The sequence below is a fragment of the Prosthecobacter sp. genome (genome assembly GCF_020439865.1).
Lineage (GTDB): Bacteria > Verrucomicrobiota > Verrucomicrobiia > Verrucomicrobiales > Verrucomicrobiaceae > Prosthecobacter.
The window spans coordinates 1-26,926 of record NZ_JAGRPF010000233.1; the positions used below are offsets into that span (position 1 = coordinate 1).

Sequence of the window (26,926 nt, forward strand, 5' to 3'; positions counted from 1 at the left end):
GCCTGGAAAGGCGTGCGCAAAGGCACCCAGAAGTTCGACCAGGTGCTCGACATCGTGAGCGACGTGGCCAAGCTCGGCATGGAAGTCTGCGTCACGCTCGGCGAACTCGGCGCTGAGGAAGCCGCCGATCTCAAACAGGCCGGTGTCACCGCCTACAACCACAACGTGGACACCTCGCCGGAGCATTATCCAAACATCGTCAGCACGCACACCTTTGAAGACCGTCTGCGCACGATCCGCCACGCTCAGGATGCCGGCATGTCCGTCTGCTGCGGCGGTATCCTCGGCCTCGGCGAAACGATCGACGACCGCCTGAAGATGCTGGAGGTTATTTCGAATTTCAATCCGCAGCCCGAGAGCATCCCGATCAACGCCCTCATGCCCATCAAAGGCACGCCCATGGGCGACAACGAAGTCGTCGATGCCTTCTCCTTCGTCCGCATGATCGCCGTCACGCGCATCGCCGTGCCGAAGGCCAAGGTGCGCCTCAGCGCCGGCCGCACCAATCTCAGCCGCGAAGCGCAGGCCCTCGCCTACTTCGCCGGTGCCAACTCCATCTTCTACGGCGACAAACTCCTCACCGCCGCCAATCCGCGCGCCAACGAGGACATGAAGCTCCTCCGCGACCTCGGCCTCGCCGCTCAGGAGCCGAACCCCGACCTCGAAGCCCCCGAGGCCATGAACGGCGTCCCCCTCAGCCCCTGCTGCGACCATTCCTGCGAGAAGGAAAAGGCGAGCGCGTGCTGCTGATTTCGTTCACATCACCGCCTTCAATAACCGCGCCAGATACAGGCTCGCGGTTTTGCCGACTTCGACGACTTCGGCGTGATGCAGCGTCTGCGGTCGCAGGCCGGCGGCCCAGTTGGTGAGCATCGAGATGCCGGCGACTTCCATGCCGAGAGCGCGGGCTTGAATGGCTTCGGGCACGGTGGACATGCCGACCGCATCCGCGCCGAGCCGGTGCAGCATGCGGATTTCGGCGGGCGTCTCATACTGTGGACCGAGCAGCCCGGCATACACACCCGCGTGCAGCTTCAAACCGATCTCCACTGCCGCCGCGTGAAATTTTTCCGCCCAAGCCCGCGAATAGACTTCGCTCATGTCATGGAAGTTCGGCCCGCCGAGCAGCGGCGTGGTGCCCTGAAGGTTGAGGTGATCGGTGATGAGCATCAAGCCGCCGACATGGAACTGCTCATCGATCGCCCCTGCCGCGTTCGTGAGCACGACGCGCTTCACTCCGATCTCGTGCATGAAACGAATGCCCGCGGTGACTTCAGCGGCACTGAGTCCTTCATACAAATGCCGGCGACCTTGCGCGATCAGGATCGGCCGCTCGTGATGTCGCGCCAAAACAAATCGCCCCGCATGTCCTGGCACCGTCGAGGCGCTCAGACCGGGCACCTCGGCATATGGCACTTCGCATTCGATCCCAAATGCCTCCGCCACGCCTCCGAGACCCGAACCAAGCACGATGGCCGTTTCAGGGCGGGCGTTCTGAATTTGGGCGAGACTCATGCGGCCAATGTTCGAGCGGCAATGCGTTGCTTCAACTGTAGATGCTTGAATTGCCTGTCCTACTTCACCATCAAATAATGCCGCGTTTTGCCGTGCTTCTGCTTGTTCGTCAACGGCGGCAGGTCGAGGTGGAAGAAGTGGCGCAGCGTTTTGGTGTGATGCTTCAACACGGCCTTCGCCGCTTCCTTGAGCGCAATCCAGCGCTTCCACGGATGATCCGGCGCATGGCTGATGTGGCGCAGCAGGCTCAGCCACTCGACATACGCGCGTGAGATGTCGCCCTCGGCGATGCCGGCTTTCAAATCGGCTGCGTGGGGCTGCTCCGGATGCAGCATGGCATCGAGCAGTTCCGCCGCGCCTTCGCCGTAATCGACCGGCAGGCCGTTCTCGAGATAGCCGTGATGAATGACGAAACCATACGTTCCGCGGCACACGGCGGCGAGTCGTTCGGAGCCGCAGTCGAGCGGCAGATCAAACTTCGAACCGCTGCGCAAGTTTGCCATGTGATGCACGAGATCGTCGGCAGGATAACTCTCGTCTTCGAGCGCCGCGACGACGGCCAAGCCCTCGCCGTGCTGGAAGAAGCTGAAGATTTCGCCGCGTCGCGTCGGCACGCCGTCCGCATCGATGAGACCGAGCGTGCGCCACGCGTGAATGGGTGATCCGATGCGCGGCTCGCGGTCGGTGGTGGCCGTTTCGGGCGTGTTCACACCGGTTTCATTTTTCACGACGATGCTGCGCTCCTGCGGTGCAAACAGCAGCCGTCCATGGCCGTCCTCGTAAGCCATGACTTCGACCGGCGCGAGGTCGAAGCAGGCGAACACGAGGTTCTCCTTTTCAATCGTGCCAATGAACTCCGGCGCGACGTCTTGAACGACCTCCTCCACATTCGCGAGAATCGCCTTCGCCAGTTCGCCTACATGCAGCACGGTGATTTCCTCCAGCGGCACGGTCTCCACCTTGCGCGGCAGTTTGAGAAGGCGTCGAATCGACTTCGTCGGCTTGATGAGATCGCCGTTCGGCGTGCCGAGGCTGATCTCGACGCCATAGGTCACTTCTCTCTCGCGTCGGATCTTCCCCACGCGGCCGATGCCATGCGCGAACTTCGCCGCGAAGGCCGGAACGGTGAGCGTGGCATGCACACGGCTCAGCGGCACACGTTGCAGCGCGTGTTTGTGTTTGCGCTCCCACTCGCCAAACGAGTTCAGAATCTGTTTCTCGGTCGCTTCTAGCCCGAACAGCGCCTTGGCATTCTCCAGTTCAGGAAGCGCGAGATTTGGCTCCAGATCCTCCAGTCCGAGCAGTGGCGGCACTTTGGCGAAGAGTCGCTCCGAGAAGCGTTTCGCGGCTTCAAACGGATTCTCTTCTTTCAACGCCGCGTGTTTCATCACGCGCAGAAAAATCGGCCACGCGAGCAACGCACCGCGATGCAGTCGTGCTGGCCGTGCATCAAAGATCGATGGGCTGTCACGGCTGGTGACGACGTGGCCTTTGTCATCGAGCCCGCGGCGTCCGGCGCGCCCATACATCTGCAACAGCTCGTCGGGCGCGAGTTTGTGCTCGCTGCGACCGTCGTGGAAGGTTGTGCCGGCGACATGCACGCTGCGCACGGAGAAGTTGATGCCCGCCGCTAGTCCCATCGTCGCCACGATGACGCGAAGCTGTCCCGCCTTCGCCAGCGGTTCGATCACACCAGCGCGCGCGCCATACGACAGCCCGCTGTGGTGAAAGGCGATGCGTTTCTCGATCAACGTCGCCAGATCCTTGCCGCACACCGCCCGCTGCTCGGGTGTGAGCTCCAACGGATCACCCATCGGCAAGTCGGCAGCGAGACGTCGAGCGATGGACTCCGCTTCCTTGCGGCGCGGAGCGAAGATGAGCAGCGGCGCGAGATCGGCGATCATCACCGCCGCGGCGAAGCGCGGCCAGTAGTTGGCAAACTGCCGCTGACGCTGCGGCAGCGTCTCCATCGGCACTTCTTCGAGAGGCACCGGCCGTTCCTTCGTCAACACAACCTCCGCCTGGCGGTTCAGACTGCGCATCCATGCGACCACGTCCTCCGGATTCGCCACCGAACCGCTGAGCAGCAGCAACCGTGTCTCTGCCGGTGCCAGCGCAATCGTGGCCTCATAGTTGGCGCCGCGAGAATGATCGGAGATCATCTGATACTCGTCGATCACCAGTAGCGCCGGTCCTTCTCCGCGCACGAGGCGTTCGAGCTGCGTCTCCAGCGTCGCCACCACGACGGGCGCATCCACATTCTCCGCGATGTCACCCGTTGCGATGCCGACATTCCACTTCGCCTCCTTCCACTCGGCATATTTGTCGTTCGCCAGTGCGCGTGTCGGCACCGTGTAGATCGCCTGACCCTGCAGATGACGTCCCGAATGCAGCAGTTCAAAGATGTACGTCTTGCCTGCACCCGTTGGCGCGCTCACGACCACATCCGTGCCCGCACGCAGCAAATTCACCGCCTGATGCTGCCAGGGATCGGGAAGTTTGAGCTGGTTGAGGGATGGGACCACGCGCTTGCTTTTAGTGCCGCGTGAGGATGCTCGCAATGGCAGTCGGTGAAAAGGAACGTCGAGACCGACTTATTCACAGCATTCTCACCGCCGCGGCGCTTGAATCCAACTCGCGGCACGGTATCGCTGTGATCACATGGATTGCCGCCAAAACGAAATCGTCACCAGCCTCATGGCCTCCTACTGCGAGGTGGGCGGGATCAATCATGTCGATTGCGGCAACCTGCCTTCCAAGCGCGCCATCGCGACGTTGTGCGAGGATCTCCTGCACCTGCTGTTTCCTGGGTTCTTCTCGGAAGAGGCGGTGTCGTCGCAGGAACTGGAGGTGATGACGAACGAACTCGTCTCCAGCATCCGGGAACGCCTGAACGTGGAAGTGCGCCGGAGCCTGCGGCTCAATGGAGCCACGGAGAACCGCGACGCGGAAGTGTCGGGCCTTGTGTGCCGCTTTTTGATGGGCCTCGCCGAAGTCCGCGCGCTGCTGCAAACGGATGTCGAGGCCGCTTATGCCGGCGATCCGGCAGCGCGTTGCTTTGAGGAAATCATTCTCGCCTATCCGGGGCTCGAAGCGATTGCGATCCAGCGCACGGCGCATGTGCTTTACAAAGAGAACGTCCCCGTGATTCCGCGCATGATGACCGAGTGGGCGCACAGCCGCACGGGCATCGACATGCATCCGGGCGCGGAGATCGGCACGCACTTCTTCATCGATCATGGCACCGGCGTGGTGATCGGCGAAACGGCGCAGCTCGGGAATCACGTGAAGCTTTATCAAGGCGTGGGCCTCGTGGCGCGTTCGCTGGCCGCAGGTCAGGCCTTGCGCGGCAAGAAGCGTCATCCCACGCTCGAAGACAATGTTACCGTGTATGCGAATGCAACGATCGTCGGTGGTGACACCGTCATCGGTGCGCGCAGCACGATCGGCGCGAATGTCTTCCTGCTCGAAAGCGTGGAGCCGGACATGACCTACGCGCTCAGTCAGCAGGAGCACCAAGTGAAGCCCAAAAAGCAGAAGTAACGCATGCTCGATCTCTCCCAGCTCAACTTTGATTTTTCAGCATTGCCGCGCTGGGTGCCCTTCCGCTCCGTGCGTGATCTGACGCCGGCGCCGCTCGCATCATCTGCTGAAGAGACTGTCGTCGAAGGGCGCGATGCCGAACTGGAAGAGCAGACGCGTGCGATGCTGCTGGCGCTGGATCTTCCCGGTGGGGCGAAGCTCATCACGGTGACGTGGAACTCGCGCCTGCGCAGCACGGCGGGCTACGCGCGCTATCCGGCCTGGGCCATCGAGCTGAATCCGAAGCTGCGTGAGTTTGAAGGCCAGGTGGACCGCACGCTGAAGCACGAGCTGGCGCATTTGATCGCCTATCATCGCAGCGGACGCCGCCGCATCGAGCCTCATGGCAAGGAATGGCGTCAGGCCTGTGTCGATCTCGGCATTCCCGATGAAAAGGCGCATCATCGCCTGCCGCTGCCGCGCAACGAGGTCGAGCGCAAGCTGACCTACGCCTGTCCCGCCTGCCAGACGGCTGTGCAGCGCGTGCGAAAGTTCCGCCGCCCCACCGCCTGCCTGCACTGCTGCAACAAACATGCCGGTGGCAGATACGACGGACGGTTTCGTCTGGTGCTGAAGGCTCAGGCTTGAGCCAGACGGCTGCGGCGTTTCAGCTTCCAGCCGATCACGAGCCACAGCAGCAGTCCGCCCACGAGACCGAGCAGACGTGAGGTCGTCTTCGGATCGCCGAAGCGTTTGATCTCGATCTCGAGCACGGCGTGGTCCTTCAGCTTCGAAAAATGATGAACCGTGCCGTCGAGCGGCAGGTCGATGCCAAGCGCGCGACGTCCTGTGGGACGCAGGGAGGCCACTGTTTGCGCGAGGGTGACTTTTTCTCCTTCTTCCAGAGATCGGCCGTCCTGCATCTCCTTCGCCTTTGCTTCAGGCTGTGCCGGTGGCTGGCCCGCGACGGCTGGAGTGGAAGCAGGTCGGCCGAACGGATCAGCCGCCGTGGGAAGAGGCAGCGGCTTTTGCAACACCGCCGGTGGCGGAGGTGCGCCAAACGGATCAGATCCCATGAGGGGTGCGGCGGTTGAGGATGATCCCGCAATGACGCCAGCGCCCGTCACCACGCCCTGAGAAGAATTGGCCACACCGTTGACGTCCAGCGGACTGGTTGCGCCCAAAGTGTTTTGACTGGTCCAACCACCCATTACTCCCGGAGGACTCGCGGGAGCGGCAGTGATCACCCCGCCGTGTCCCGGCAGTGTCTGCATGTCGGCGCGATTGAAAAGCGTGCCGGTCACCGGGATGTCTCCGGTCATGGTCGCCACCTCTTGAGTTTGGGAAACGGCATTGCCGAGATTGTTGCTGCGGGCGTTAGAGTTCACGACATTGACCGTGCCGCTGCCGTTCAGCGTGAAGCTTTGGGATGATCCTTGAGTTGTGGCCTGAAGGGAACCGCCGCCGGCCGCCATCTCCGCACGTTGGCCGCTTTTGGTCACGACGGTTCCCCCGCTGGTCGTCGTGGCTCCGGTGTAAATGGTGCCGCCTGCATTCAGCTCCAGCGTTCCCGCGCCCATTGTCACGACACCACCTGTGCCTGCGGCCTGCAGCTGCACCTGAGCGCCCTGCGCGAAGTAGGTGTTGTCCACGGCCAGGTTGTCGTTGAAAAGCTGGCCGCCGTTGGTGGTGACCGAACCGCTGAACGTGTTCGCGCCGCCGAGCCGCACCTGCTGTTCATCCGGCGTCGCTTTGCCGTTGAAGCCCCAGCTGGTGTTGCCTTGCAGACCTTGGCCGGGATCTCTGCCACCTTTCGCATCCTGCTTTCTGCCGGCGTAGTTGCTGTCCCAGTTGCCCTTCAAGAGCGCTCCCTGTTGCTGGATTTCCTGGTCGAGCCGACCGCTCTCAAATCGCGTGCCGCCTGAGATGGTGAGCCTGCCACGTCCCACCTTGCTCGCGATCTCGTTCTTCTTCGCCTGCACCTTTTGCGCCAGCGCGTTCGCATCGCGGTAAGCCGCTTCCGCATCGCCGTATTCGAGTTTGCCGGAGGAGAGCGCACGATTTACCTCGCCGAGTTCACTGAGCCAGCCCTCGAGTTGCTGCAGTTCTCGGCCTTCCTCTGCGGTTTCGGTCATGTTGCCGTCGAAGTCGTGCAGCTTCCAGCCCTTCGGCGTCCACACCGTCCATGCCGTGCGTTCCACCGACAAGCCGACGAGTTCAGGATCGTCCAGCGTGGTGTCAGACTTCAATCCGCCTGCGCCTTTCGCGAAGCGATAGATAAGCTTCACCTCCAGCGCGCGCTGTCCGGGGCGCGTGTGAATGAGCGGAATCAATCGCACGCGTTTGCCGTTCTGTGTCTCTTCGTCGGCTCTCACCGGTTCGCCGGAGACGCTCACGCTGATCAATTCCGCGCCGTCCGGCAGGATCAGCGGCAGGAACTGCAGCGAGCGATTGATCAACGAATACTGCGCGATGTCCCAGCGTTCGCCGTCCGCACGCAGGACGGTCGTCAGATCCGCAAGCGTCACCAGCGCCGCATTGCCTTCCGTGCTGGTGAGCTGCTGATACGCGAGCTTCAATGCGCCATCGCCTGTGGCGTGGAAGAACTGCGGTCGTGCGAGACCTTGCGGCAGATACGGCACCGCTTCGCGTGCCACGGTCTCCAAGGCCGTCTGCGCCGCGATCTTGGCCTCGCGTGCGGAAGCGTTGTCGAGCACGAACCAGCGCGTGAGCCGGCTCGCGTCCACCACTTTGACAAACGGCACGTCCAGTTCCGCCGTCAGCGGCAGATCGAGATCAAAGGTCAGCGCCGCGCGGTCCAGCACCTCGGTTTGAAAGGAGCAGTCATACACACGCTCCGCACCATCGATGCGCGAGCGTGTCTCGCGCAGCAATGCGCCGCTCACCACCGCCTCTGGCAACGTGGCGGGAAGACGCACGCTGATTTGACGCACCGCGCCCTGTTCGACGCTGATCGCCACCTGCTGCGACACGCGGATGCCCGCATCCGACGCCAATGTCAGCAGCACCGCATCTGCCGAGAAACGCGAGGCCTGCCGCGTCAGCGTCACGTCGAGACTCCATGCCGCGCTCTCGTGTTGCAGTGCGCGCTTCTTTTCCATCGGCGGAGCGATGGCGAACACGCTGTCGAGCACGGTGGCATCCAGCTCCTTCAAATCGCTGCGCTGGGTCAGGTCCGGCAGCTTCACGTCATTCGCCGCGTGCGCGACGATTAAGGCTTTACCGCCGACCTTCTCATAGTTCTCCAGTTTCAGCGGCTCCAGCGTCCATGATGTCACCGCCTGCGGCGCCACACGTGCCAGGTGCACCACGACTCGCGCCTCGGTGCCCGCGATGTTCGGTTCGAGCTGCAGATAAAGCTGCGCGCCTTCATGCTGCCAGGCCCTCAACGCCGGTCCCTGCACCGCCTGCACTTCGTAGTCGGCCGGCAGTCCCACCACCGCCCGTGTCCAAGTGCCGTGCTTGCGTTTCAGCGTCAGCGCCGCCAGCAGCTCCGCCTTCTGCTCGCTCAGTTGAAAGACGTAGCCCACGTCTGCCTCGGCAAACAACGCGGCCGGCTGCACTTCATACGTGGGGGCTTCCAGACCGCTCCACTGCCAGCGCCCGGCATCCTGCAAAGATCCGCGCTGGTCGTTTGTGGAACGCTGTGCGGTGCCTCCGCTCACCTGCACCTTCATCGAGTCATCATGCAGCACCGCCACGTCCTGCTTCACGCGTTGAGCCGTCGGATAGATCAACGGCAGCGTCCGCACGCCAGCCGCATTCAGATGCCGCGTGGCCTTCGTGATCCGCAGGATCGCTCCATGACTCACTTCATGCCGCAGCGTAAGCGTGAAGATCAGCCGGCCTCCCTCACGTCGCGTCTGGGTCGTCATCGTCGGCACGCGCACTTCGCCTGCACTCGGAATCGTCGTGTAGATGTTCAAAGCGCTGATCTCCAGCCCGTTCTTCTCGTCCACCGCAAACTCGAGCGTGCGACGCACGGTGCCGGGAAACTCATACGTCACCTCGGCGTCCACCATCTCCGGCTCCAGCTCACGCAAGGTCAGCGTGGCACGCACATTCGCCGCCGGCACCGGCCCTTCGCCGCGCTCGAGGCCGCGTGACGAACGCTGCAGGCGCATTTCACGATGCGTTCCCAGCGTCTGCGTAAACAATCGTGCGTCCGTCAGTTCCTCCACCGTGCTCGCGGCCGTTTCGTTCACCCGCAGCCAGCCATCCGACTTCGGCGTGTGCAGCGCCAGCATGCCGGACAACGCCGGCGGCAGTTGCAGAGTCAAATCCTGCCAGTCACGTGGCAGCGGCAGCGTCGCCGTCAGTTCGATCGCATGAGTGCCCGGATGCTCCAGCGTCAGCAGGTTGTTGGTCAGTGCCGCCGCCTTGCCATCCACCCGCACCTCGCCCACGAGTGCCTTCGCTGTTTCTTTGCCGCCTACGATCTGCGCAAACGGCAGCAGCAGCTTCGTCCACTCACCGCGCGTCGTCGCGGTGATGCGTGCTTCCAGAACAAGGCCGCGTTCCTCGATGCGTCCCTGATACAACGCGCTGTGAATTACTGCGTGCTGCGTCGCATCCGCCTCTGCCGCCAGTGCCTTGCGATTTTCCTTCGCCAGCTTCCACAGCTTTTGAAACTCCTCGTAGCCCAGGTAAAACCGTTCCGCCTTCTGCTCCGCGAGCGGCAGCTTCGCATCATACGGAATGATCACCGTGTGCGCCGCCGGATCGGCGAGCGGAGCTTTTTCTTCTGCAAAGAGCGAAGGGCTAAGAGCGAACAAAAGGACGAATGCGGAATGACGAATGACAAATGAACGCAGGCTGCGCACCCACGACATCAGGCTGTCCGCCTTCTGTCCTTCGCTCTCGATTGCTGATGGACGAATGAAGGCAAACAAACGGCCCAGCACATGCAACGTCAGCCCGCACAGCCAGCCGAAGGCCACGGCGTTCGACAACGCAAGCCACGTCCCGTCAAACAGCAGCGGAGCGCCCCATGCGGCCAGCACCACGACCAGCAGCGACAGGAACCAGGGCCGCTGTCGTCCATATCGCCAGAACAACGCCAGCCCGAGCGCCAGCGCCAGCATCGCCCGCACGATTTGCTGCGACCATGATGTGTAACGCAGTGCCAACGCCTCCGGCGGCTGCGCTCCATGGAACCGCAGCAGCCTCCCCGTCTCCGGCAGCACCACATCCAGCGGGATCAGGCCGGATTTGAGCTGCTGTTTACCTGTGTATTCCAGAAGAAAGCGCGACTCACCGTCTCGGTCCTGACCGGTGCGCAAAGCATCCACGGAGGCTTCCACCAAATCCAAGTTCGCCTGCGTGTTGCGCACCACGATCTGCCCGGTGGCTGGATTGAATGAAGCGCTTGCGCCATCGGGAAATGTGATACCCTGCGATTCGAGAATAAGTTTCGCCGTGGGACGGGCAATCAGCGCGGAACCGGCGCTCGGAGCCGCCGCAGCAAAGGGATCCGCTGGAGCCGCTGGTCCTCCCGCCTGGTCTGTCTGCATGCGGCTCAGAAAATCGGGGGGCACACGAAACACACGCGTGTATTGCTCACTGGCGTTCTCCGTGATCGGCACCACCACCACCGCATGCGCCTCGACCTTGTACTTCATCTGCGCCAGCTCGGTGACATAGCGCAACGCCTCGCTCATCGGCACGTCTTTGAGGTCGAGGCTGATGCTTGTCTTCGATGGTGCTTCACCGTTTCGCAGGATGATGTTTACCCCCTTGACCCCTGAAGAGTCGGTGAACGTATCCAAATCACGCGATTTCACGCGCAGGTATTCGATGGCTTCTTCAACCGTCGCTCCCCGAAACTGAACCGAGGGGAAAATGATCTTGTTCATCTTCTCCGTCAGGTAGGCGCCCGGAGACCGGCCGGTGCCGTAGTTCAACGTCACCGCAGCTGCTTGAGTCGGAACCTTGTCTTCCCAAGACTCGTTCACCTGCGCCAGCATCCTGGCGCGCTGATGATCGTAGGCGCTCTTGTAGTACTCCTGCCTGCGGCGTTCGGCGTTTTCCATGCCGCGTCGAGCTGCACTATTGTAGGGATCGTTGCGCAGCACGTCCTGATACTGCGAGATGGCGGTGTCGTAGTTGCCGATGTCGACGCTTGAGTTCGCCAGCAGCAGACCTGTCTGCACTTTGGTGACATTTTGCACATGTTCCGCAGTGAGAGCTGGCGGCCAACGGTCGGGATCGTTCAGATGCTGCATGAAGGTGGTTGCGGCCTTGTGTCCGGGCACGAGTTGCAGCGCCTGATTGAGAAGCTGCCGCGCCTCTTCGTGTTTTCCCGCCTTCGCCCGTTCCCGCGCCACCACCACGCTGCAGTCCGCCTGCTTGAGCTGGGCGAGATCGAGCCAATCTTTGGTCTCCGGCGCGTTGGGCAGAGCATTGACGGCGGCGTGATAAGAACTCAGCGCTGCGTCATAGTCGCCTTGGCTGAACAGCCTGTCACCGCGATCCATGGCTGTGCGAGCATCTTCAATTCTCGCATAACGGCGGGCGATCTCGCGATTCGCCATCGCGGAAACAGGAGCCGGGCCGCCGGGAAGAAATTCCTTCTCTACCCTTCCGAATGTCGGCAGTTGGATGGCATCCCACAAAACGCTCACCGGATTGCGCAGTGGTTCGATCTCGCGGTCGCCTTCCTGTTCCAGTGTGGTGTCCACTTTCGCGTAGCCAAATGCAGCCGGTGCATGCACGGACCAGTCGGTGCTCAAAACGGGCACGTTGCCAACGATGCGCACGGGTTCGAGGTTCTGCGTGCCGCTGCGATTCCACGGCGCGCCGTTTTGACGAAACTGCACGCGCACCTCGGTGTGCGGTGCGTTCGCGGAACCGGCGGGTAGCGGAATGGCGATCGCATTTTCGACGCCGCGCACCGGCTTCACCGCCTGACCGCCACTCGACGTGCTGAGCAGCTCCGCGTCCTTCGGCAGGTGCAGGCTCACGAACTGCTCGCCGGAATGACTCAGATCGAGCGTGGCCTCGTGCAGGCTGTGGCCGTCGGTGCCGAGCACGGAGATCAAACTCATGCGATTGACCACCAGCGCGGCCAGTTCCGAGTGCGCGTGACGCCGCGCCGTGATCGTGAGCACGTTTTCACCTGCGCCGAACGTGAACGCGCTCGTGATGCGATGCCGTGGCTGATACCCGGTAACCGTGGGCACACGCAGCACATCCAGCGGCTGCATGTTTTGCATCTGCGTCGAAAGCTGCGTGTCCGTGTTCGCTTCAATGACCCACGTTCCCGCGAAGCGGCGCGACTGTGGAAGCTCGAGATGCGGCAGCGTGGCGGTGATGGGCACATTCTTGTCGGTCGTTTCTGCTGTGCCCGAGGACGACGCAGGCAGGCTCATCCGCCAGCGCACATTCTGCCGTCCCTTCGACTCCTGTCGCAGCGTGAAGGTCCACACGCCCGTCGCTTCATCGAGCTGCTGCTCGCCGACGAGCGGCGAGGTCACGCGCAGCAGCTTCGCGTTTTCCACCGGCAGCTTGACCTGAAAACTGCGCAGTGGCGCGCCACTGATGTCGAGAGCGAACTGTCCCTCGATCTCGATCGTGCGTGCACGCGGCAGCGCATACGCCGTGACCTCGGTGGAGAACACCGCTTCGGCGCGCTCCACGTCAAACGTCAGCGTGTGCTCGCGCAGTCCAAACCATGCCATGCGCCCTTTCACCGGCGTGAGCCGCGCATCGCGGTCTTCGAGGCCCTTTGCCTCCGTCAATGACACACGCCAGGCATCGTCGAAATCCAGCGCCGTGTAGCCTGCCACCTTCACCGCTTCAGGAATCTGCAGGTGCTCGATCGTCATCGTCTCCGGTGTTCGCGGTCCCTTCCACGCCTTCGTCAGCTTGAGCCGTGAGGTGACGCTGAATTCCAGCGAGTTCGTCGGCGACAACGGCTGTGCCGGAAGAACCGCAATCGTCTGTCTCACGCGCCGCCACGTGAGCCGGAACGGTGAGCCGGTCGTCACCGCAGTACCGCTGTTTGGCGTGATGAATTTATCAGCGAGATCCTGACTCATGATGTTGGGTGTGACGACCCGCTGCGTGAAAACCGGCTGGCTCACGATGTTTGGCGTGATGAGACGTTCTTGCTGCTGAGGGGTGGCATTCGGCGCGCCTGCGACCTGCGCCTGTTGCGACACCGTCCCAGTGTTCAACAAGTTGTTCACTGCGTTGGACACCACCGTCTCTGAGAGAATCGCGTTGAACTCCTCTCCTGCGGGCAGCGTGAGCTTGATCTCATTCACCGGCCGGTCGCTGCGCAGCATGATCTTGCGCTCGATCTGCACGCTGTCCTTGTCGATGCGTGCGATGACATCCACGTCCGACTCGAGCCGTGGTTTCGACGTGCGCAGCACCAGCTTTGGTTGATCGACGCCGAGCTGGAACTCGAACGAGTTCTGCTGCGTCTGCTTCGCACCCACGAGATCGAGGAAATCGACATCGGTGGCGAGCTGAAGCTTTGCCTGTGCTCGCAACGGCGGATTCAGCGCGATCACCGGCAGCTCGCCTGCCTCTGCCGCGGATTCCACCGTCCGTTGAAGGTTCACGGTGATGTCGTTCATCCCGCCATCCCGCTCCAAGGTCACGCCCAACAGGTTGCCGGTTTGCTTCCAGCTCCGAACAGCGGCACCGGTGACATCGGTGACCTGTGTGTCCTTGCCCGTCACTTCCAATGTGACCCTGCTTTCACGCGAATCAAACGCCTGCAAACGAAGACCAAAAGTGACGATCGAAGTCACAGCGGATTCCGTCACTCCAAACGCCACCTGAGCCGTTTCCGAGAAAAGATATGGCGGCGGCACCACTTGGGGTGGCGCTTCGATCCAGCGCACGCGGAACGCACGCGGCATACCGGGTTTGATGCTCGACTCGTTGTCGTTGTAGCCCCGATGATCGAAGGCGACTTTGATCGCATCCGAACTGCGCTCATACGCTGAACCGGCCAGCAAACGCACGCCTGATGGCAGCTCGAGATTCAACGCGCCGCCAAACGGTACGTCGGGAACCTCAAGCGTGCGCTCACCTGCCCGCAGTCGCAGATGAATCGGAACGACCGCTTCGAAGCGCAGCTTTGCGACGTCAGGCCCTTGGGCGAAGACGATCAGTTCGTCCTTCTCGACATACGCCAGCACCTTGCCCTCAGAAGACACCTGGCTCATCGCAAAAGGCCACGGGATCTTCGTGCTGAGCCATTCCTTCGAAGGCAGATGTAGGGAGAGCTCGCCCTGCAGTGTCACACTCGCCGCACCCGGTTCCACCTTGCCGCTCAATCGCAAACCTTCGATGGCGATGAGTTTGGGCGGCGCGGTTTTGGGATCTTCCCCGGGTTTGACTTTGCCTGCGTCGCGAACCAGCGCGTCGTACTGCTCGGGCGAGAGCATGACGGCGTTCGGATTCGCTTTGAGCACGGTGTCGAGGTTCTTCGTCGGCACCCAGAGCTCCTGGCGCGTCGGCTCCGCCGACATGGCGAATGACGAATGCAGAATGACGAATGCGAGCGCCCGAAGATATCCAATCAAAAACCCCTCACCCCGGCCCTCTCCCCGCAAGCGGGGCGAGGGAGAAATTCTGGTTCCCTCGCCCCTTGGGGGAGAGGGGTAGGGTGAGGGGCTGCGTGCCCTTTCACTCCATTGGTGTGAAAACAGATGCGAAAACGTTTTCATCTCACTCGGCGGTTGGAGTTGCAGCGGCGGATTTGGCGGCGCGTTTGGCTTGCCAACGGTTCCAGCACTCGAGCAACCATCGCCACACGCGCAGGCCGGCGCCGAGCATGCTGCGGAAGATCCACGTAAATGTGAGGATCATTGCCGCCAGCATTGCGGCGAGCAGCACGGGAACGTTGGCGGCGCTCCACAGTCCGGTGAGAAGCATCGCGCCAAGACCGAAGATGGCGAGGTAGCGCAGCTTGTCGGCGGGGCTGCCGTTCCAGACGCGGATGCCGGCGGCGAGCGAGATCAGAAACGCCAGCGCCTGATAGAAGAACGTGATGCGCCTGCCGCGGAATCCCACGTCGATCTCGGCGGGCGGTCCGAGACGATGCAGCACTTCGCGGTGGCCCTGCTGCTGCACTTGGAAACCATAAAGTGTGCGCACGTCGTTTGCGACAGCGGGAACCTGGCTCCATTGGGATTGATCGAGCGTGTCGAGCTGCGGACCAAAGGCAGGCAGCAGCGTGTTCACGAGGCTCTGCATCGTCTGCCAGGAGCGGTTTCTCGATTCAGGCGTCAGTGGGCCGTCGAAGCTCGTGTAGTGCCAGCCTTCCGGCAGCAGCACGGTGTGTCGCGTCTCCATGATGCCGACATCGGCGACCTGCGGCGCATTGACACTGATGCTGCCCCACCAGCCGAGTTTTTCGCCGGGATTCGGGCTGGGGGATTCAAACACGAAGCGCACCGGAAACGCGACACGCGCGGCATCGCCGCTTGGCAGGCGCACGAGCATGTCCTCGCTGCCTTCACGTCGCATCGGCTGCTGGGCATCGCGATTGACGAACACATCCGACTGCAGGCGCGATCCTTTCGGCAGACTCACGACGAGGAACTGCAGGTCGTTGTTCTTCACCCAGTAGATCACCTCGGTCGTCTGCGCCTTGTCGGTGGCGACGGCGGTGATGAGATCGGCATGCGTGATCACGGCCTGCGGCACGGCGATGAAGCTGTTCTTCGCGAGTTCGACGCCGAGCTTGATCGGCAGCGAGCGGTATTTGTAGGCGAGGAAGACGCCGGGACGTTGCAATTCGGCACGCAGCTCGCGAGCATCGATTTCTTCGAGTGTCTCAGGCTCTGATTTGCGGATCTCGAGGCTGTCCGCCTTCACCACGGCCACCTGGCCGGTTTCCTGGAACGCGCCGGGCACATGCACGTGCAGCAGGTCGAGCTTGCCCGTTTTGCCTGCTTCGAGAGCGATGGGCCGCTCGAGATTCAGGCTCAACGCAAACGCGCCCTGCCGTTCGCTGCGCAGCACGACCTCCCACAGCGCGTAGTTGTCCGCATCCGGCAGCGTCACCGGCTGCGCGGGTTTGTACTCCTTGTTGATCTCCTTCACCTGTGGATCGACGAAGCGAATCTCGCCCGCGACGTCCTTCGGCACGGCGAGCACGAAACGGTCCGTGGCCGCATACGCGACATCAAACGCGAGCGTCCAGGTGTGACGCGTCGATTGCTCCTTCACCTCGACGAGCGTGAGCACCTCCACGCTGACCTGCGAGCTGCGGCTCTTCAAGCTCAAGGCGGCGGGCTTGGCCGCATCACGATAGCGGAAGGCGAGTTCGGTCGAATTCGCCTCCTGCTGCTGTCCGGATCCGACGGCGCTGACGTCCTCCTGCTGGAAGTCGCCGAGTTCTTTGGTGTTGGGCTCGAGGCTGGAATGAATCGTGGCGCCGACCAGCGCCTCATGTCGCGTGACGTTTTGCGGCGTGAACACGGGCATGATGAAATCATCCGTGGCCACCTTGCGCGTCTGACGCGCTGTGAGGTTCACTTTGAAATCACCGGCGGTTTGCTTCGGCAGTTTGATCACGACATCGGCGCCCTCGAGATTCCAGGATTCGATTGGACCTTTCACATCGGTCACCGTCCAGCCTGCGGGCGGTGTGAGGCGTGCTTCGAAGATGCCAACGCGGCGCACCTGATAGTTCAGCTCCGCGGTGAGCGTCGCGACGTCGCGTTTCACGTTCACGCGAGTGAGGCTGTTCACCTCGACCTGGGATTTGGCCTCGGCGACATCGAGCGTGAGCTGATACGGCTGACGCAGGATGCGGAAGGTGCCGACGCCGGCGTTGCCACCGGCCTGCGTGCGTGCGGTGGAGGTCAGCGTCTTCGGCGTGACATCGAGCTGCGACTCCGCATTGACCACCGCTTCGCCGTGCGCCTGGGCGGCACCGATGACTTCGAGGTCGGGCACGTTGACCACGGCCGGGAGCTTCGCCACGGGGCCTTCGAGCTGCAGTTTGAGCGCGTAATCATCCCGCAGCGGCTTCTCCGGCAGAATCACGAGCGTTTTGCGGCCCGCGGCGGCAGGATCGATCTTCCATTCGCGAATGCCCGCACCGGTAACGCCGAGAATTTCCTGATCAGCAGGCAGCGCGATCTTCAATTCGCTGATTGGCGCACGCAAAATGCGCAACGCGAGGTCGGCTGTCGTCGCCACGGAACCGGTGCCGATCTGCGTGCTGAGTTTGCTTTGTGCGAGCACGAGCGGGCTCATCTGTGTGACAGCCTGCGCCGCGCCCCACGCGATGTTTTGCTGCGACCCCGCGCCGAAGAAGCACGCGAACTGCGTCTGTCCGGCCTCGGCCTGCGCGGTGAAGGCCGCGGCGGGACTGAGCTCAAATTCGAGCCCTTCCCCCGGCACGGTGATGTTCAGCCGCGAGACGGCGGCGCGCGGCAGGTTCAGCGTGACGCGTGATTTGCCGGCGCTGCGGATGATCGGCGCATAAATCTTCAGCGTGATCTCATACATGCCCTTCTCCGGCAGCATGAGATCGCTGCCATCTGCTCGCGAGCGCAGCACCGCCTTGCCCGTTTCCGCCTCGCCAATGCCGGGCGCCGCTTTTTCCGTCAGCGGCAGCAGCACCCAGCCTTTCTTGAAGGACTCGGCGGTGATCTTCGCATCGAGGATGACGCTGTCTCCCTCGACACGGCCGGTGTACTCGGCCTTCGCGATGACGGCCTCGGCGGGCGGCGGCTTGTCATCCTCTTCGCGTTTGATCGTCAGTTCGTTCCAAAGATCGAGAAACTCGCGATAAGGGAGGAAGACGCCCTTGCCGCCGTCCTTGAAGACTTTTTCGAGTTCGTCGAACGGCACATAGACGCGGCGTTCACGTTCGCGCACCGGAGCGGACTCCTGGGCTAAGGCGGTTGAGAAACAGGACACCAGAAGGAGAGACAGAAGCGCACGCATAATTGAGTCGGCTGGGTTGGATTTCGGGAAATTCTTATCAGGAAGACTGACGCATGACGAGCGTGGAGAACGTAAAGCATCGGTAAATTCACCGGGCAGCACGTTGCAGATGATCACTTCTTGGGGCCGTAGGTTTCCTCCAAGCAGAGACTGCCACTCTGCGTTTAAGCTTGACCTCCGCACTCCGACTCGCTGCTTTAGTCCACACAACCATCCCGTCATGAAAACCGCCCCGCGTTTCTTCACTTTCGTTTCCATTGGCCTGCTTGCCTTCTCAAGCGCCCGCGCGCAGCTCGCGGAGGAGTTCCGCATGTGGACGAACACGGCCGGCAAGCAAATCGAGGCCACGTTTGTCTCCGTCGATGCGGTGGCGAAGACGGTGAAGATCAAAATGAAGGACGGTCGCGAGTTCGATGTGCCGATCGCCACGCTGATCCCCGCCGACTTTGAGTATGCCAAGGCGCGCTATGCCGCCATGCAGGCCGCGCCTGCTCCTGCGGCCCCTGCGGTGGCAATGCCCGCTGCCACTCCTGCCGCGACGCCGACGGCTGCTCCGAAAGGCGGAGCCAAAGCTGCGGCGGTGAAAAAGCCCGCCCCTCCGCGTCCGGCATTCACGATCACCCCTGTTTCGAAGTTCAAAGCCCCGGGGGTGAACGACTATCTCGGTGGCATCGCCAAGGTGCGTCCGCGGCTGCTGCAAAACGAAGCCGGCTGGGCGGCGATCAAAGGTCAGCTCGCCGTGGATCCGGTGCTCGCGAAGCTGATGGAAACTTTGAAGGCTTCGGGGGAGGCGCTGCTTTTGGATCCTGAGCTCAACCGCATGAACGGCGAGATTCGCGGTCAAGTCAGCGAAGGCTCGCGGGCGATCTATCGCATGGGCCTGCTGGGCGCGCTGCATTATGGCGATGGCGACTTGAAGTGGAAGGAACGTGCGGTGCGTGAGGCGATTCTCCTCTGCGACAAGTCCAACTTCCGTGACTGGCATCCCGAAGACAGCCAGGCCGTCTCTGACATGGTCATCGCTGTCTGTCTGGCCTACGACTGGTTCCGCGACGGCTTCAATCAGCAGCAGGCGGCTGAAATCCGCGCCTTCTTGGATCAGAAGGGCATCGATGCCCTGGTGGCGCACATCAATGACGAGCCCGTGCCGGAAACAGCCATGGGCACTTCGGGCGGACAGACGGCACCCGCCAAGGCTCCGGCCAAAGGAAAGGCCAAAGGCGCACCTGCCAAAGCTGAGGACGTGCCTCCTGGTCAGGAAAAGATGGCCGCCGCTTCGGCGCTGCTCCTCGCCGCGATTTGTTTTGCCGACGAAGACGTGAACATCGCCAAAAAGGCCGCTTCAGCCGGTGCGAAGGTTTTTGGCGAGGGCATTCAGCGTTTTGCTCCTGCCGGAGTGTGGCCGGAAGGACTCGCCAGCGGTGATGCCGTGATGGATTACGCGGCCATGGTGATCCAGTCTCTGCGCACAGCGGCTGGCAAGGACCTCGGGCTTACCACTTTGGAAGGCATTCCGCAGTTCGGCGTGGCGCGCATGCATCTCTACGGCCCCTCAGGCCAGCCCTTCAATTTTGGCGACAACTCGGCGACTGGCGCCACCCGGCCCTGGGTGGCCACCTGGCTGTGCGGACTGCATGGCAATCCCGGGATTCCTGCGGTGGGTCCGGGCGCGAAAACGGCGGTCTCCACCGCATTCTTCAGCAACGCCGGCAACTACATCTACTACAACCCGCATGCGGCCGGTGATGGCACGGCGGACAGTCTCGAGTACGCGATGCCCGGCGGTATCGTCGCCACCGTGCGCTCCGGCTGGGAGAAGACGGATCTATTTCTGGCGGTCAAAGGCGGTGACAATCGGGACTACAAGGCTCAGCTCGACATCGGCAGCTTCGTTCTGGATGCAGGCGGCCAGCGCTGGGGACTCGAACTGGGCGCCGAAGGAGACCGCGCCTCAGGTTATGAGGTGAAACCCGGCGCCGATCGCACCAAGCGCTTCGCGTTCTATCTCGCCGGCACCGCAGGTCAGAACACGCTGATGTTTGACGGCAACCAGGATGAGGACGCCCGGGCCGGAGTGCTCCTCAGTGCCTCCACGCCGGAGCGTGGCGTGGGTGTGATCGACATGTCGAAGGCCTACTCCAAAGATGCCAAGGATGTGCATCGCGGTGTGATGGTCGTGCGTGGCGAGGCGCCCTATCTGGTCATTCAGGACGATCTGCAGGTGAAAAACACCAAGACCATGACCTGGAACATGCAGACCAAGGCCGACATCCTCACCGAAGGTGCGACGGCAAAACTCACGCAGGGCGGCAAGACCCTGCTGGCCACCATTGTGTCTCCGGCAGGTGCCACGTTCTCGACGGGTGAACCTCCTGAGGCTGCCAGCGAGCAGGCCCGTGATCTGGTCAAAGAGAAGGTGCGTGTGCTCAAGGCCGTCATTCCGGAAGCCAAGGGCCCGCAAAGCCTCTGCATCACCTTCACCACTGCCGAGACGGCGCCAGCGCACACGCATCAGCCCATCGCGGAATGGGTGAAGGCGAAGTGACGGAGCTCACGCCCGCGGATGCGCCGCTTCATAGACTTCTTTCATGCGCTGCGTGGAGACGTGCGTGTAGATTTGCGTCGTCGAAAGGCTCGCATGGCCCAGCAGTTCCTGAACGCTGCGCAGGTCGGCGCCGTTGTTCAGCAGATGCGTGGCAAAGCTGTGGCGCAGCTTGTGCGGCGTGAGATGAATCGGCAGGCCTGAGGCGCGCCAGTATTTGTTCACCACGTCGTCCACGCCTTGAATGCTGAGGCGTTTGCGCAGCTTGCTCAGGAACAATGCGCCATCGTGAACGCCCGCCTTCGCGCGGTAACGCTGCACCGCCTCGAGCGCTGCGCTGCCGACCGGACACAGGCGCTCTTTGCTGCCCTTTCCGAAAACACGTACGGTTTCGGTGTAGGTGTCGATGTCCTCGACGTTTAGCGAGACCAGTTCGCTCAAGCGCATGCCCGTGCTGTAAAACAGTTCGAGGATCGCTGCATCACGCTCCGGGGCCCACACCGCATCGCGCTTCGTTTTTTCCATCGTCAACGGCAGGCTCAGCATCTGCTCGATCTGCGCCACGGTGAGCACGACGGGCAGCTTTTTCTCACGCTTGGGCAGCTGCACCTCCAGCAGCGGATTCGTCTTCCATCCGCGCCGCCGTGTGAGCCATCTGAAGAAACTGCGCAGCGCCGCGAACTGAAGGCGGATCGTCGCCCTGCCGCGCTCCTGCTTCATCAGGTCGTAGAGAAAGGCGCGGAAGTCATCCGCCGTCAGGTTTTCCCAGCCCTTGAAAGGCGTGCGCCACTCATGGAACTGTCGCAGTGCCAGGCCATAGTTCGCCAGGGTGCGTTCCGAGGAGCGGCGCTCCACCTCCATGAACTCCAGAAACTCGTCAACGAGCTTGTCGGCCATGGCGTTCACCCTCCCGTCTGTTTCGCGCGGCAGACGCTGCAGATCTCTTCGCCTGAATCCAGCACACGGAACTCCAGATGCGAATCATCCAGATCCGTCTTTTTGCAGACGGAGCATTGATGGAAAAACGTTCCCTCCGGCAGTTTCGCGGACTCGAACTTGCTGCGGCGTGAGGCCACCTGGGCCATCCGCGCACGCTCGCTCAGAAATCCAGGTCCGAACGCGATCAGGAAGTTCAGGTGACCCGCCAGCACCGGCAGGAACAATGAGGGATCACGCATCACCAGAAACGCCGTCATCCCTGCGCTCAGCGCCGCCACCCACTTCATTTTGATCGGCAGGACGAAGTAGAAATAGATTTCCTCGTTCGGGAACAGAGTCGCAAAAGCGAACAGCAGCGTTTGATAGAGAAACAGTCCCGGAGCCGGCCAGCCAAACCAAAGCGCGCCCACCGTGACGGCGAACATCCAGCCGAAGATGTAGAGGTTGACCCGGAACGCTCCCCACGCCGCCTCCAGGCCACGTCCGATCCACATCATGAACAGCGTGCCGATCAGCGCCCAAATCAGCGAGAAGTGGCCCGGAATGAACACATGCGTGAACAGCCTCCACACCTCGCCGTGCATCACGCGCGCAGGATTCAGCTCCAGAAACCGCAGGTAGGCCTCCGCGCCCTCCGGTTTCATGAACATCACCATGAACAACACCAGCAGCTGAAACAGCGCGATGATCTGCACGAGTCCCGGGATGGCAAAACGACCGAACTTGGATTCTAAACGGGAAATAAGAGGCATGTAGGGTGTTTGGTAGCCGGGTTTCAGCCCGGAGCAAAGAGAAGAACGGCTGTCACACATGCAGCGGCGATCCAATCGCGCGCGCCAAAGCGATCCGCATCGCCGGTGAAGCGCAGCAGTTTGAACAACGCACCCGTCGGACAGCCATAACGGCAGTACGCCAGCGGTGTGATGAAGGACCACAACAATCCGCCAACCGCGATGCCGATGCTCGCCCATCCGGCCACGCGAAACAGGTACGCGTCGAACGGCTCCAGCGCATTCAAGTTCACGGGCAAGGCAAATGTGACGCTGAACAACACGAAGGCGAGGAGCACGAACGGCAGCCTGGACAGCAATGCATCGAGCCTCTTTGACGGAGCCCAGTGAAACGGCAGGCGGCGCATCACGAGCTGCTGCAGGGCGCCGTGCGGGCAGATGTGATGGCAGTAAAGCTGCCTGCTGGTGAAAATGGGACCCAGCAGCGCCACAGCGGCGAGCAGCACGAGCCCCTGCGCATTGCGCCATGGCATGCCATGGGTCGCCCACCCGACGAGCAGACCCTGCGAGAGCATTTCACCCACGATGAAGCCGCCATAGATCACCAGCAGCGCATGATGCAGATGCCTGCACCAGGCCACGCCGCGCAGTCGCGTGAAGGCCATCGCGAACGCCGCGAGAATGATGGTGATGTGTCCTGCATCCTGCCAGCGCCAGCGAATCAACTGCCACCAGGCACGTTGCGCCTCGCGTTCTTTGAGCAGCGCCTCCGCCCTCACCCGCACGCCCTCGGCCACTCCGTAGCTCGTCTGTGTGGCACCCGAGACGCCTTCGATCCCCGCCGCATTGAAATCGATGTTTGCGATCTTCTCGGTCGTCATGCCATCAAACGTCTTCAAAAAGGCCGGATCACCCGTCACATAGCCCACATACTGCTCCGTGTCGTAGCTGCGTCGCAGTGCAATGCCGCGCAGCGTCGATCCTGCCGGGTCCATCAGCATGAACGTGTCGCTCGGTCCCTTGTAGCCGACGACGCCGTCGGACGAAGGTGTGGTGCGCACGGCCAGCGCGATCACGGCGCCGGTGGCATCCAGAATTTCGTGTGAACCGGGATGCTTCTTCGAAGCGCGCAGAGAAGCGGCACGAGGTTCGAGTTTTTTCGCCTCGGCGAGCGTGATCTCGTTTGGAAAACGCAAGGAGGTCGTCGCGCTTTTCCCAAGCCGGCGCAGCACACCTTCCGCGATTGCGCTGCTGGTCAGGGTCGCACCGGAGACGGCATCCACCTTCAGGTTGGCCACTTCGTCAGCCTTCTTTCCGGTGAACTGTTTGAAGAACGAGCGCTCCCGCACGATCTCGGCGAGGTGATCCGTCGTGTCGCCGCTGCTCAGCACGCGCAGACCGAGCACCCTGCCGCGTGCATCGAGTGCGATGAGCGTGTTTGTCGGTCCCGAGTAGCCGATGATGTCATCCGCCTCCGGCGAGGTCTGCATCACATGCCCGAGCGTGATCCCGGATTCGTCCTTCACCGTCTGCATGCCGTTTTGCGGCGTCAAAGCCGCGGCGGCAGGAAAAAAATCACGGATACGATCCACCGTCAGTTCCTGCACCACCGGCCGATGCGTACGCCGGATGGCAAGGACCGCCAGCGCCAGCAGTGCCACACGCCAGAGGCGCAGAGCGGCAGGTTTCCAGCGGTGGGACGACATGCGTGCATCGTTAGCAGTCGCCTGCGAAAAAGAGAAGTGCGGGTTGCGGGCAAATCACACCACGTTCGCGCTGACGAGCGGATCGCCAGCCGGCAGGTCGATCCAGAATTCCGCGCCGCCTTCGTCGCGATTGCGGCAGCCGGCCTGGCCACCGTGGGCATGCGCCAGGGCACGCACGAGGCTGAGGCCGAGGCCCATGCCGGGGGTGCTGGCGCTGGAGGCGCTGCCGCGGGTGAAGCGCTGCCAGATTTTCGTGAGATCCGTCTGTGCGAGGCCGGGGCCGGTGTCGCTCACGGAGATGCGCGCCTCTTCGCCATGCAACGTGAGTACCAGCGTGATGATGCCGCCACGCGGTGTGTAGGCGAAGGCGTTGTCGAGCAGATTGGCGACCGCTTGATTGATGCGCTGACGGTCGAGCAGCACCCAGCGCGACTCCGAGGCCTCAAGGACAAAACTCAGGCCGCGCTCCTCCGCGGCGGCCTTGTAGAGATCGTGCAAGTCGGAAAGCAACTGGCGCAGGTCGATGATTTCGAGATGCAGCTTCAGCGCCTTGTGCTCGCCGGCACGGGTGGTGAGAATGGTCTGCACGAGTTCTGCTGCGCGGTCGATTTCCTCCAGGCCGCGGGCCGCGGCATCGCGGGCAACCTCGTTGTCGATGTGATCGTGGTAGGTTTCCAAGTTTCCGCGGATGCGTGCCAGAGGCGTGCGCAGCTCGTGCGCGAGGTTGTCGTTGGCGCTCTGCAGCTCGGCGGTGAGCGCGTCGATGCGGTCGAGGCCGTTGTTGAAAGCGGTGGCGAAGGCCCGCAGTTCCGGAACCGCGCCCGGGGCCTGCAAGCGTGCGTCCGTGTGGCCTTCCGCCAGCTTGCGCGTGCTTTGCATCATGTCCTGAACCGGTCGCAGCACATGGCGCACGAACCACCAAAGCGGCAGCAGCATGAAACAAGTCGAGGCGAGGCCGGCGAGCCACAAGTGCCCACGGATGTGCTCCACATAGGCGCGATCCTCAGCATCGGTGCGGCCGAACCAAAGAAAATTGCCGTCCGCAAGCACCTGGCAGCCGGCGAGCAATTCCTGCGTCTTTTCCATGTGTGGAATGGTCATGAGCAAGGTCTCGGACGTTTTTAGTTTTTTCGGCGACCGTGCAGGCCAGCGATAGCCTTCCACTGCGAGTGGAATCTGTTCGAACAACACCGTGCCGTCCGGCTGGGTGATGCGCACCGCCTGATCGTTTTCGTGGCCGCCCGCGGCAAAAACATCCTTGATCTCCTTCAGCCCGTTGCGGTTGTAGAGCACAGCGTACTCACCCAGGTCATCGAGCACCACGGTGCGTGCGATGCTGCTGAGGTTCTGTTTCATGGCCCAGCCCGCGACGGAGATGCACAAGGCGGTGCTGCAGGCCATGAGGACCGCGAGCAGCAACCCCAGCCGCCAGGTGGACGGCAGGCGTTCAGGAAACAGCTTGGAGAGCATAGCCTTTGCCGCGGACGGTTTGCAGGAGGGAGGGCTGGCCGGGTTCGTCGATCTTCCGCCGCAGGCGGCAGATCATCGCATCCACGACGTTGGTGCCCGGATCAAACTGGATGTCCCAGACTTTCTCCAGCAAAAACTTCTTCGTCAGCGTGCGGCCTTCATGGGCCAGCAAGACTTCCAGCAGCGTCCACTCGCGCGGCTGCAGATCGATCGTCTCGTTTCCCGACCGCAGGCGACGGTGCAGCGGATCGAGGGTCCAGCGTCCGAGCATGCGCGCCGGTGCCGCCGGCCCGCCCGTAGCATTCACGGACTGTGCCCGACGTTGCAGCGCTTCGAGCCGAGCCATCAGTTCCTCCACCGCGTACGGTTTGGTCACATAGTCATCGCCGCCGGCCTTCAAACCGCGAACGCGGTCAGTCACGTTGTCACGCGCGGTGAGAAAGAGCACGGGCAGCGTGAAACCGCGCACCCGCATCTGCTCCACGACGGTGAAGCCGTCCATGTCCGGCAGTCCCACGTCGAGGATCACCACGTCGAAAGGCTCGGTGGCCAGCGCAATCAGCGCTTCCGCGCCGCGCTCACGCCAGACACAGGAATGATGCGCCTCGCGCAGCCAGAGTTCCGTCTGGCGGGCGAGTTCAGAATCATCTTCGACGAGCAGGATGTGCATGGCGGCCCGCAGCATACACACAGCCCCCGGCTCGAAGCACTCATTTTAACGATCATTACCAAACGATAACGTGAACGTCCGCGCCGCTTGTGGCGAAATCCGTCGATGCGTGTTCGACAGCGCAGCGTGTGCTCATGAAATCCAACCTCCATCTGATCGCTGCGTTGACGCTGCTGCCCGCACTGGGATTTGCCGGCGGCGGCCAGTGGACGGTCGTGGCCTGGAACAACCTCGGCATGCACTGCATGGATGATGACTATTCCGTCTTCTCCATCCTGCCGCCATTCAACACGATCAATGCGCAGGTCATGGACGCCGCAGGGCATTTGATCACCGATCCCATGGCCGCGGGCATCACGGTGACGTATGAAGCCGCGGCGAATCCGGACGGCTCGATCAACACGACGTCGTTCGGCAAAACGAACTTCTATGACTATGCCGCCGTGCTCTTCGGCGCGAACTTGAACGTCGATCAAGGTCTCGCCGGCAAATCGATGCCGGGTGCGGCCAACACGCCGCAGACGATGACTTGGGACGCGGGCATGAACTGGTTCGAGGCGGCGGGCATTCCCATCACGCCGACGGACGATGGCGGGCAGCGCAATCCGTATCCGCTGCTGCGTGTCGTCGTTAAAAGCACCGGCGGCAGCGTGCTGGCAAGCACGGATATCGTCGCGCCGGTGTCCGACGAGATGGACTGCCGCGCCTGTCACAAGTCCGGTTCCGGTGCGGCGGGGATGCCTGCCGCGGGCTGGGTGAACGATGCGAACGACAAGCGCGACTTCCGCTTGAACATCCTGCGATTGCACGATGAAAAGAACGCCGGTAATCCGCTCTACGCACCCGCGCTCGCCGCGGCGGGTTTTGCGTCGGAAGGACTGTATCA

General features: G+C 62.4%; 13 protein-coding genes and 1 pseudogene. 5 read left to right on the forward strand and 9 right to left on the reverse strand.

Features of this window, described 5'->3' with window-relative positions:
- Window positions 1–750: biotin synthase BioB (gene bioB, locus KDL09_RS24720; protein ID WP_294391477.1), on the forward strand; the 750-nt coding region annotated here is incomplete at its 5' end.
- Between the two features lie 6 nt (window positions 751–756).
- Here bioB and KDL09_RS24725 read toward each other — a convergent pair.
- Together KDL09_RS24725 and KDL09_RS24730 are read right to left on the reverse strand one after the other, a co-directional pair.
- Entirely contained in the window at window positions 757–1,515 is a 759-nt protein-coding gene (locus KDL09_RS24725) for a purine-nucleoside phosphorylase (protein WP_294391479.1), read from the reverse strand.
- 59 nt (window positions 1,516–1,574) lie between these two features.
- On the reverse strand, window positions 1,575–4,040 hold the full coding sequence (locus KDL09_RS24730; protein ID WP_294391481.1) for a DEAD/DEAH box helicase: 2,466 nt from the start codon (window positions 4,038–4,040) through the stop codon (window positions 1,575–1,577).
- A 136-nt stretch (window positions 4,041–4,176) separates the two neighbouring features.
- On the opposite strand from KDL09_RS24730, the gene epsC reads away from it, so the two are divergent.
- Window positions 4,177–5,058 carry a serine O-acetyltransferase EpsC gene (epsC, locus tag KDL09_RS24735; protein WP_294391484.1) on the forward strand — a complete coding sequence of 294 codons (882 nt, stop codon included), beginning with the start codon at window positions 4,177–4,179 and terminating at the stop codon, window positions 5,056–5,058.
- A 3-nt stretch (window positions 5,059–5,061) separates the two neighbouring features.
- A complete protein-coding gene (locus KDL09_RS24740; protein ID WP_294391486.1) occupies window positions 5,062–5,685 on the forward strand; it encodes a SprT family zinc-dependent metalloprotease in 624 nt (207 codons plus the stop codon).
- On the opposite strand, the gene KDL09_RS24745 is transcribed toward KDL09_RS24740, so the two are convergent.
- Together KDL09_RS24745 and KDL09_RS24750 are read right to left on the reverse strand one after the other, a co-directional pair.
- Window positions 5,676–14,546: a hypothetical protein gene (locus KDL09_RS24745; RefSeq protein ID WP_294391488.1), complete on the reverse strand. Its 8,871-nt coding sequence runs from the start codon at window positions 14,544–14,546 to the stop codon at window positions 5,676–5,678. The genes KDL09_RS24740 and KDL09_RS24745 overlap by 10 nt on opposite strands.
- 199 nt (window positions 14,547–14,745) lie before the next feature.
- Window positions 14,746–17,982 carry a hypothetical protein gene (locus KDL09_RS24750; protein ID WP_294391489.1) on the reverse strand — a complete coding sequence of 1,079 codons (3,237 nt, stop codon included), beginning with the start codon at window positions 17,980–17,982 and terminating at the stop codon, window positions 14,746–14,748.
- 220 nt (window positions 17,983–18,202) lie between these two features.
- Here KDL09_RS24750 and KDL09_RS24755 point away from each other — a divergent pair, with 220 nt between their 5' ends.
- The gene (locus tag KDL09_RS24755) at window positions 18,203–20,527 is read left to right on the forward strand and encodes a heparinase II/III family protein (protein WP_294391491.1); all 2,325 of its coding nucleotides are present in this window, start codon (window positions 18,203–18,205) and stop codon (window positions 20,525–20,527) included.
- Between the two features lie 6 nt (window positions 20,528–20,533).
- Here the strand turns inward: KDL09_RS24755 and xerA are convergent, their stop codons facing one another.
- The 5 genes from xerA to KDL09_RS24780 are packed head-to-tail and all read right to left on the reverse strand — an operon-like array spanning window position 20,534 to window position 26,040.
- On the reverse strand, window positions 20,534–21,421 hold the full coding sequence (xerA, locus tag KDL09_RS24760) for a site-specific tyrosine recombinase/integron integrase (RefSeq protein WP_294391492.1): 888 nt from the start codon (window positions 21,419–21,421) through the stop codon (window positions 20,534–20,536).
- 5 nt (window positions 21,422–21,426) lie between these two features.
- A complete protein-coding gene (locus KDL09_RS24765; protein WP_294391494.1) occupies window positions 21,427–22,215 on the reverse strand; it encodes a hypothetical protein in 789 nt (262 codons plus the stop codon).
- Window positions 22,216–22,238: 23 nt separating this feature from the next.
- Window positions 22,239–23,900 carry an FMN-binding protein gene (locus KDL09_RS24770; RefSeq protein ID WP_294391496.1) on the reverse strand — a complete coding sequence of 554 codons (1,662 nt, stop codon included), beginning with the start codon at window positions 23,898–23,900 and terminating at the stop codon, window positions 22,239–22,241.
- 54 nt (window positions 23,901–23,954) lie between these two features.
- A complete protein-coding gene (locus KDL09_RS24775) occupies window positions 23,955–25,370 on the reverse strand; it encodes a HAMP domain-containing sensor histidine kinase (protein WP_294391497.1) in 1,416 nt (471 codons plus the stop codon).
- Entirely contained in the window at window positions 25,348–26,040 is a 693-nt protein-coding gene (locus KDL09_RS24780) for a response regulator transcription factor (protein WP_294391500.1), read from the reverse strand. Before KDL09_RS24780 ends, KDL09_RS24775 begins: the two co-directional genes overlap by 23 nt.
- Window positions 26,041–26,174: 134 nt before the next feature.
- Here KDL09_RS24780 and KDL09_RS24785 point away from each other — a divergent pair.
- Window positions 26,175–26,926 (forward strand): annotated as a pseudogene (locus KDL09_RS24785) (cytochrome C); the annotation flags it as partial.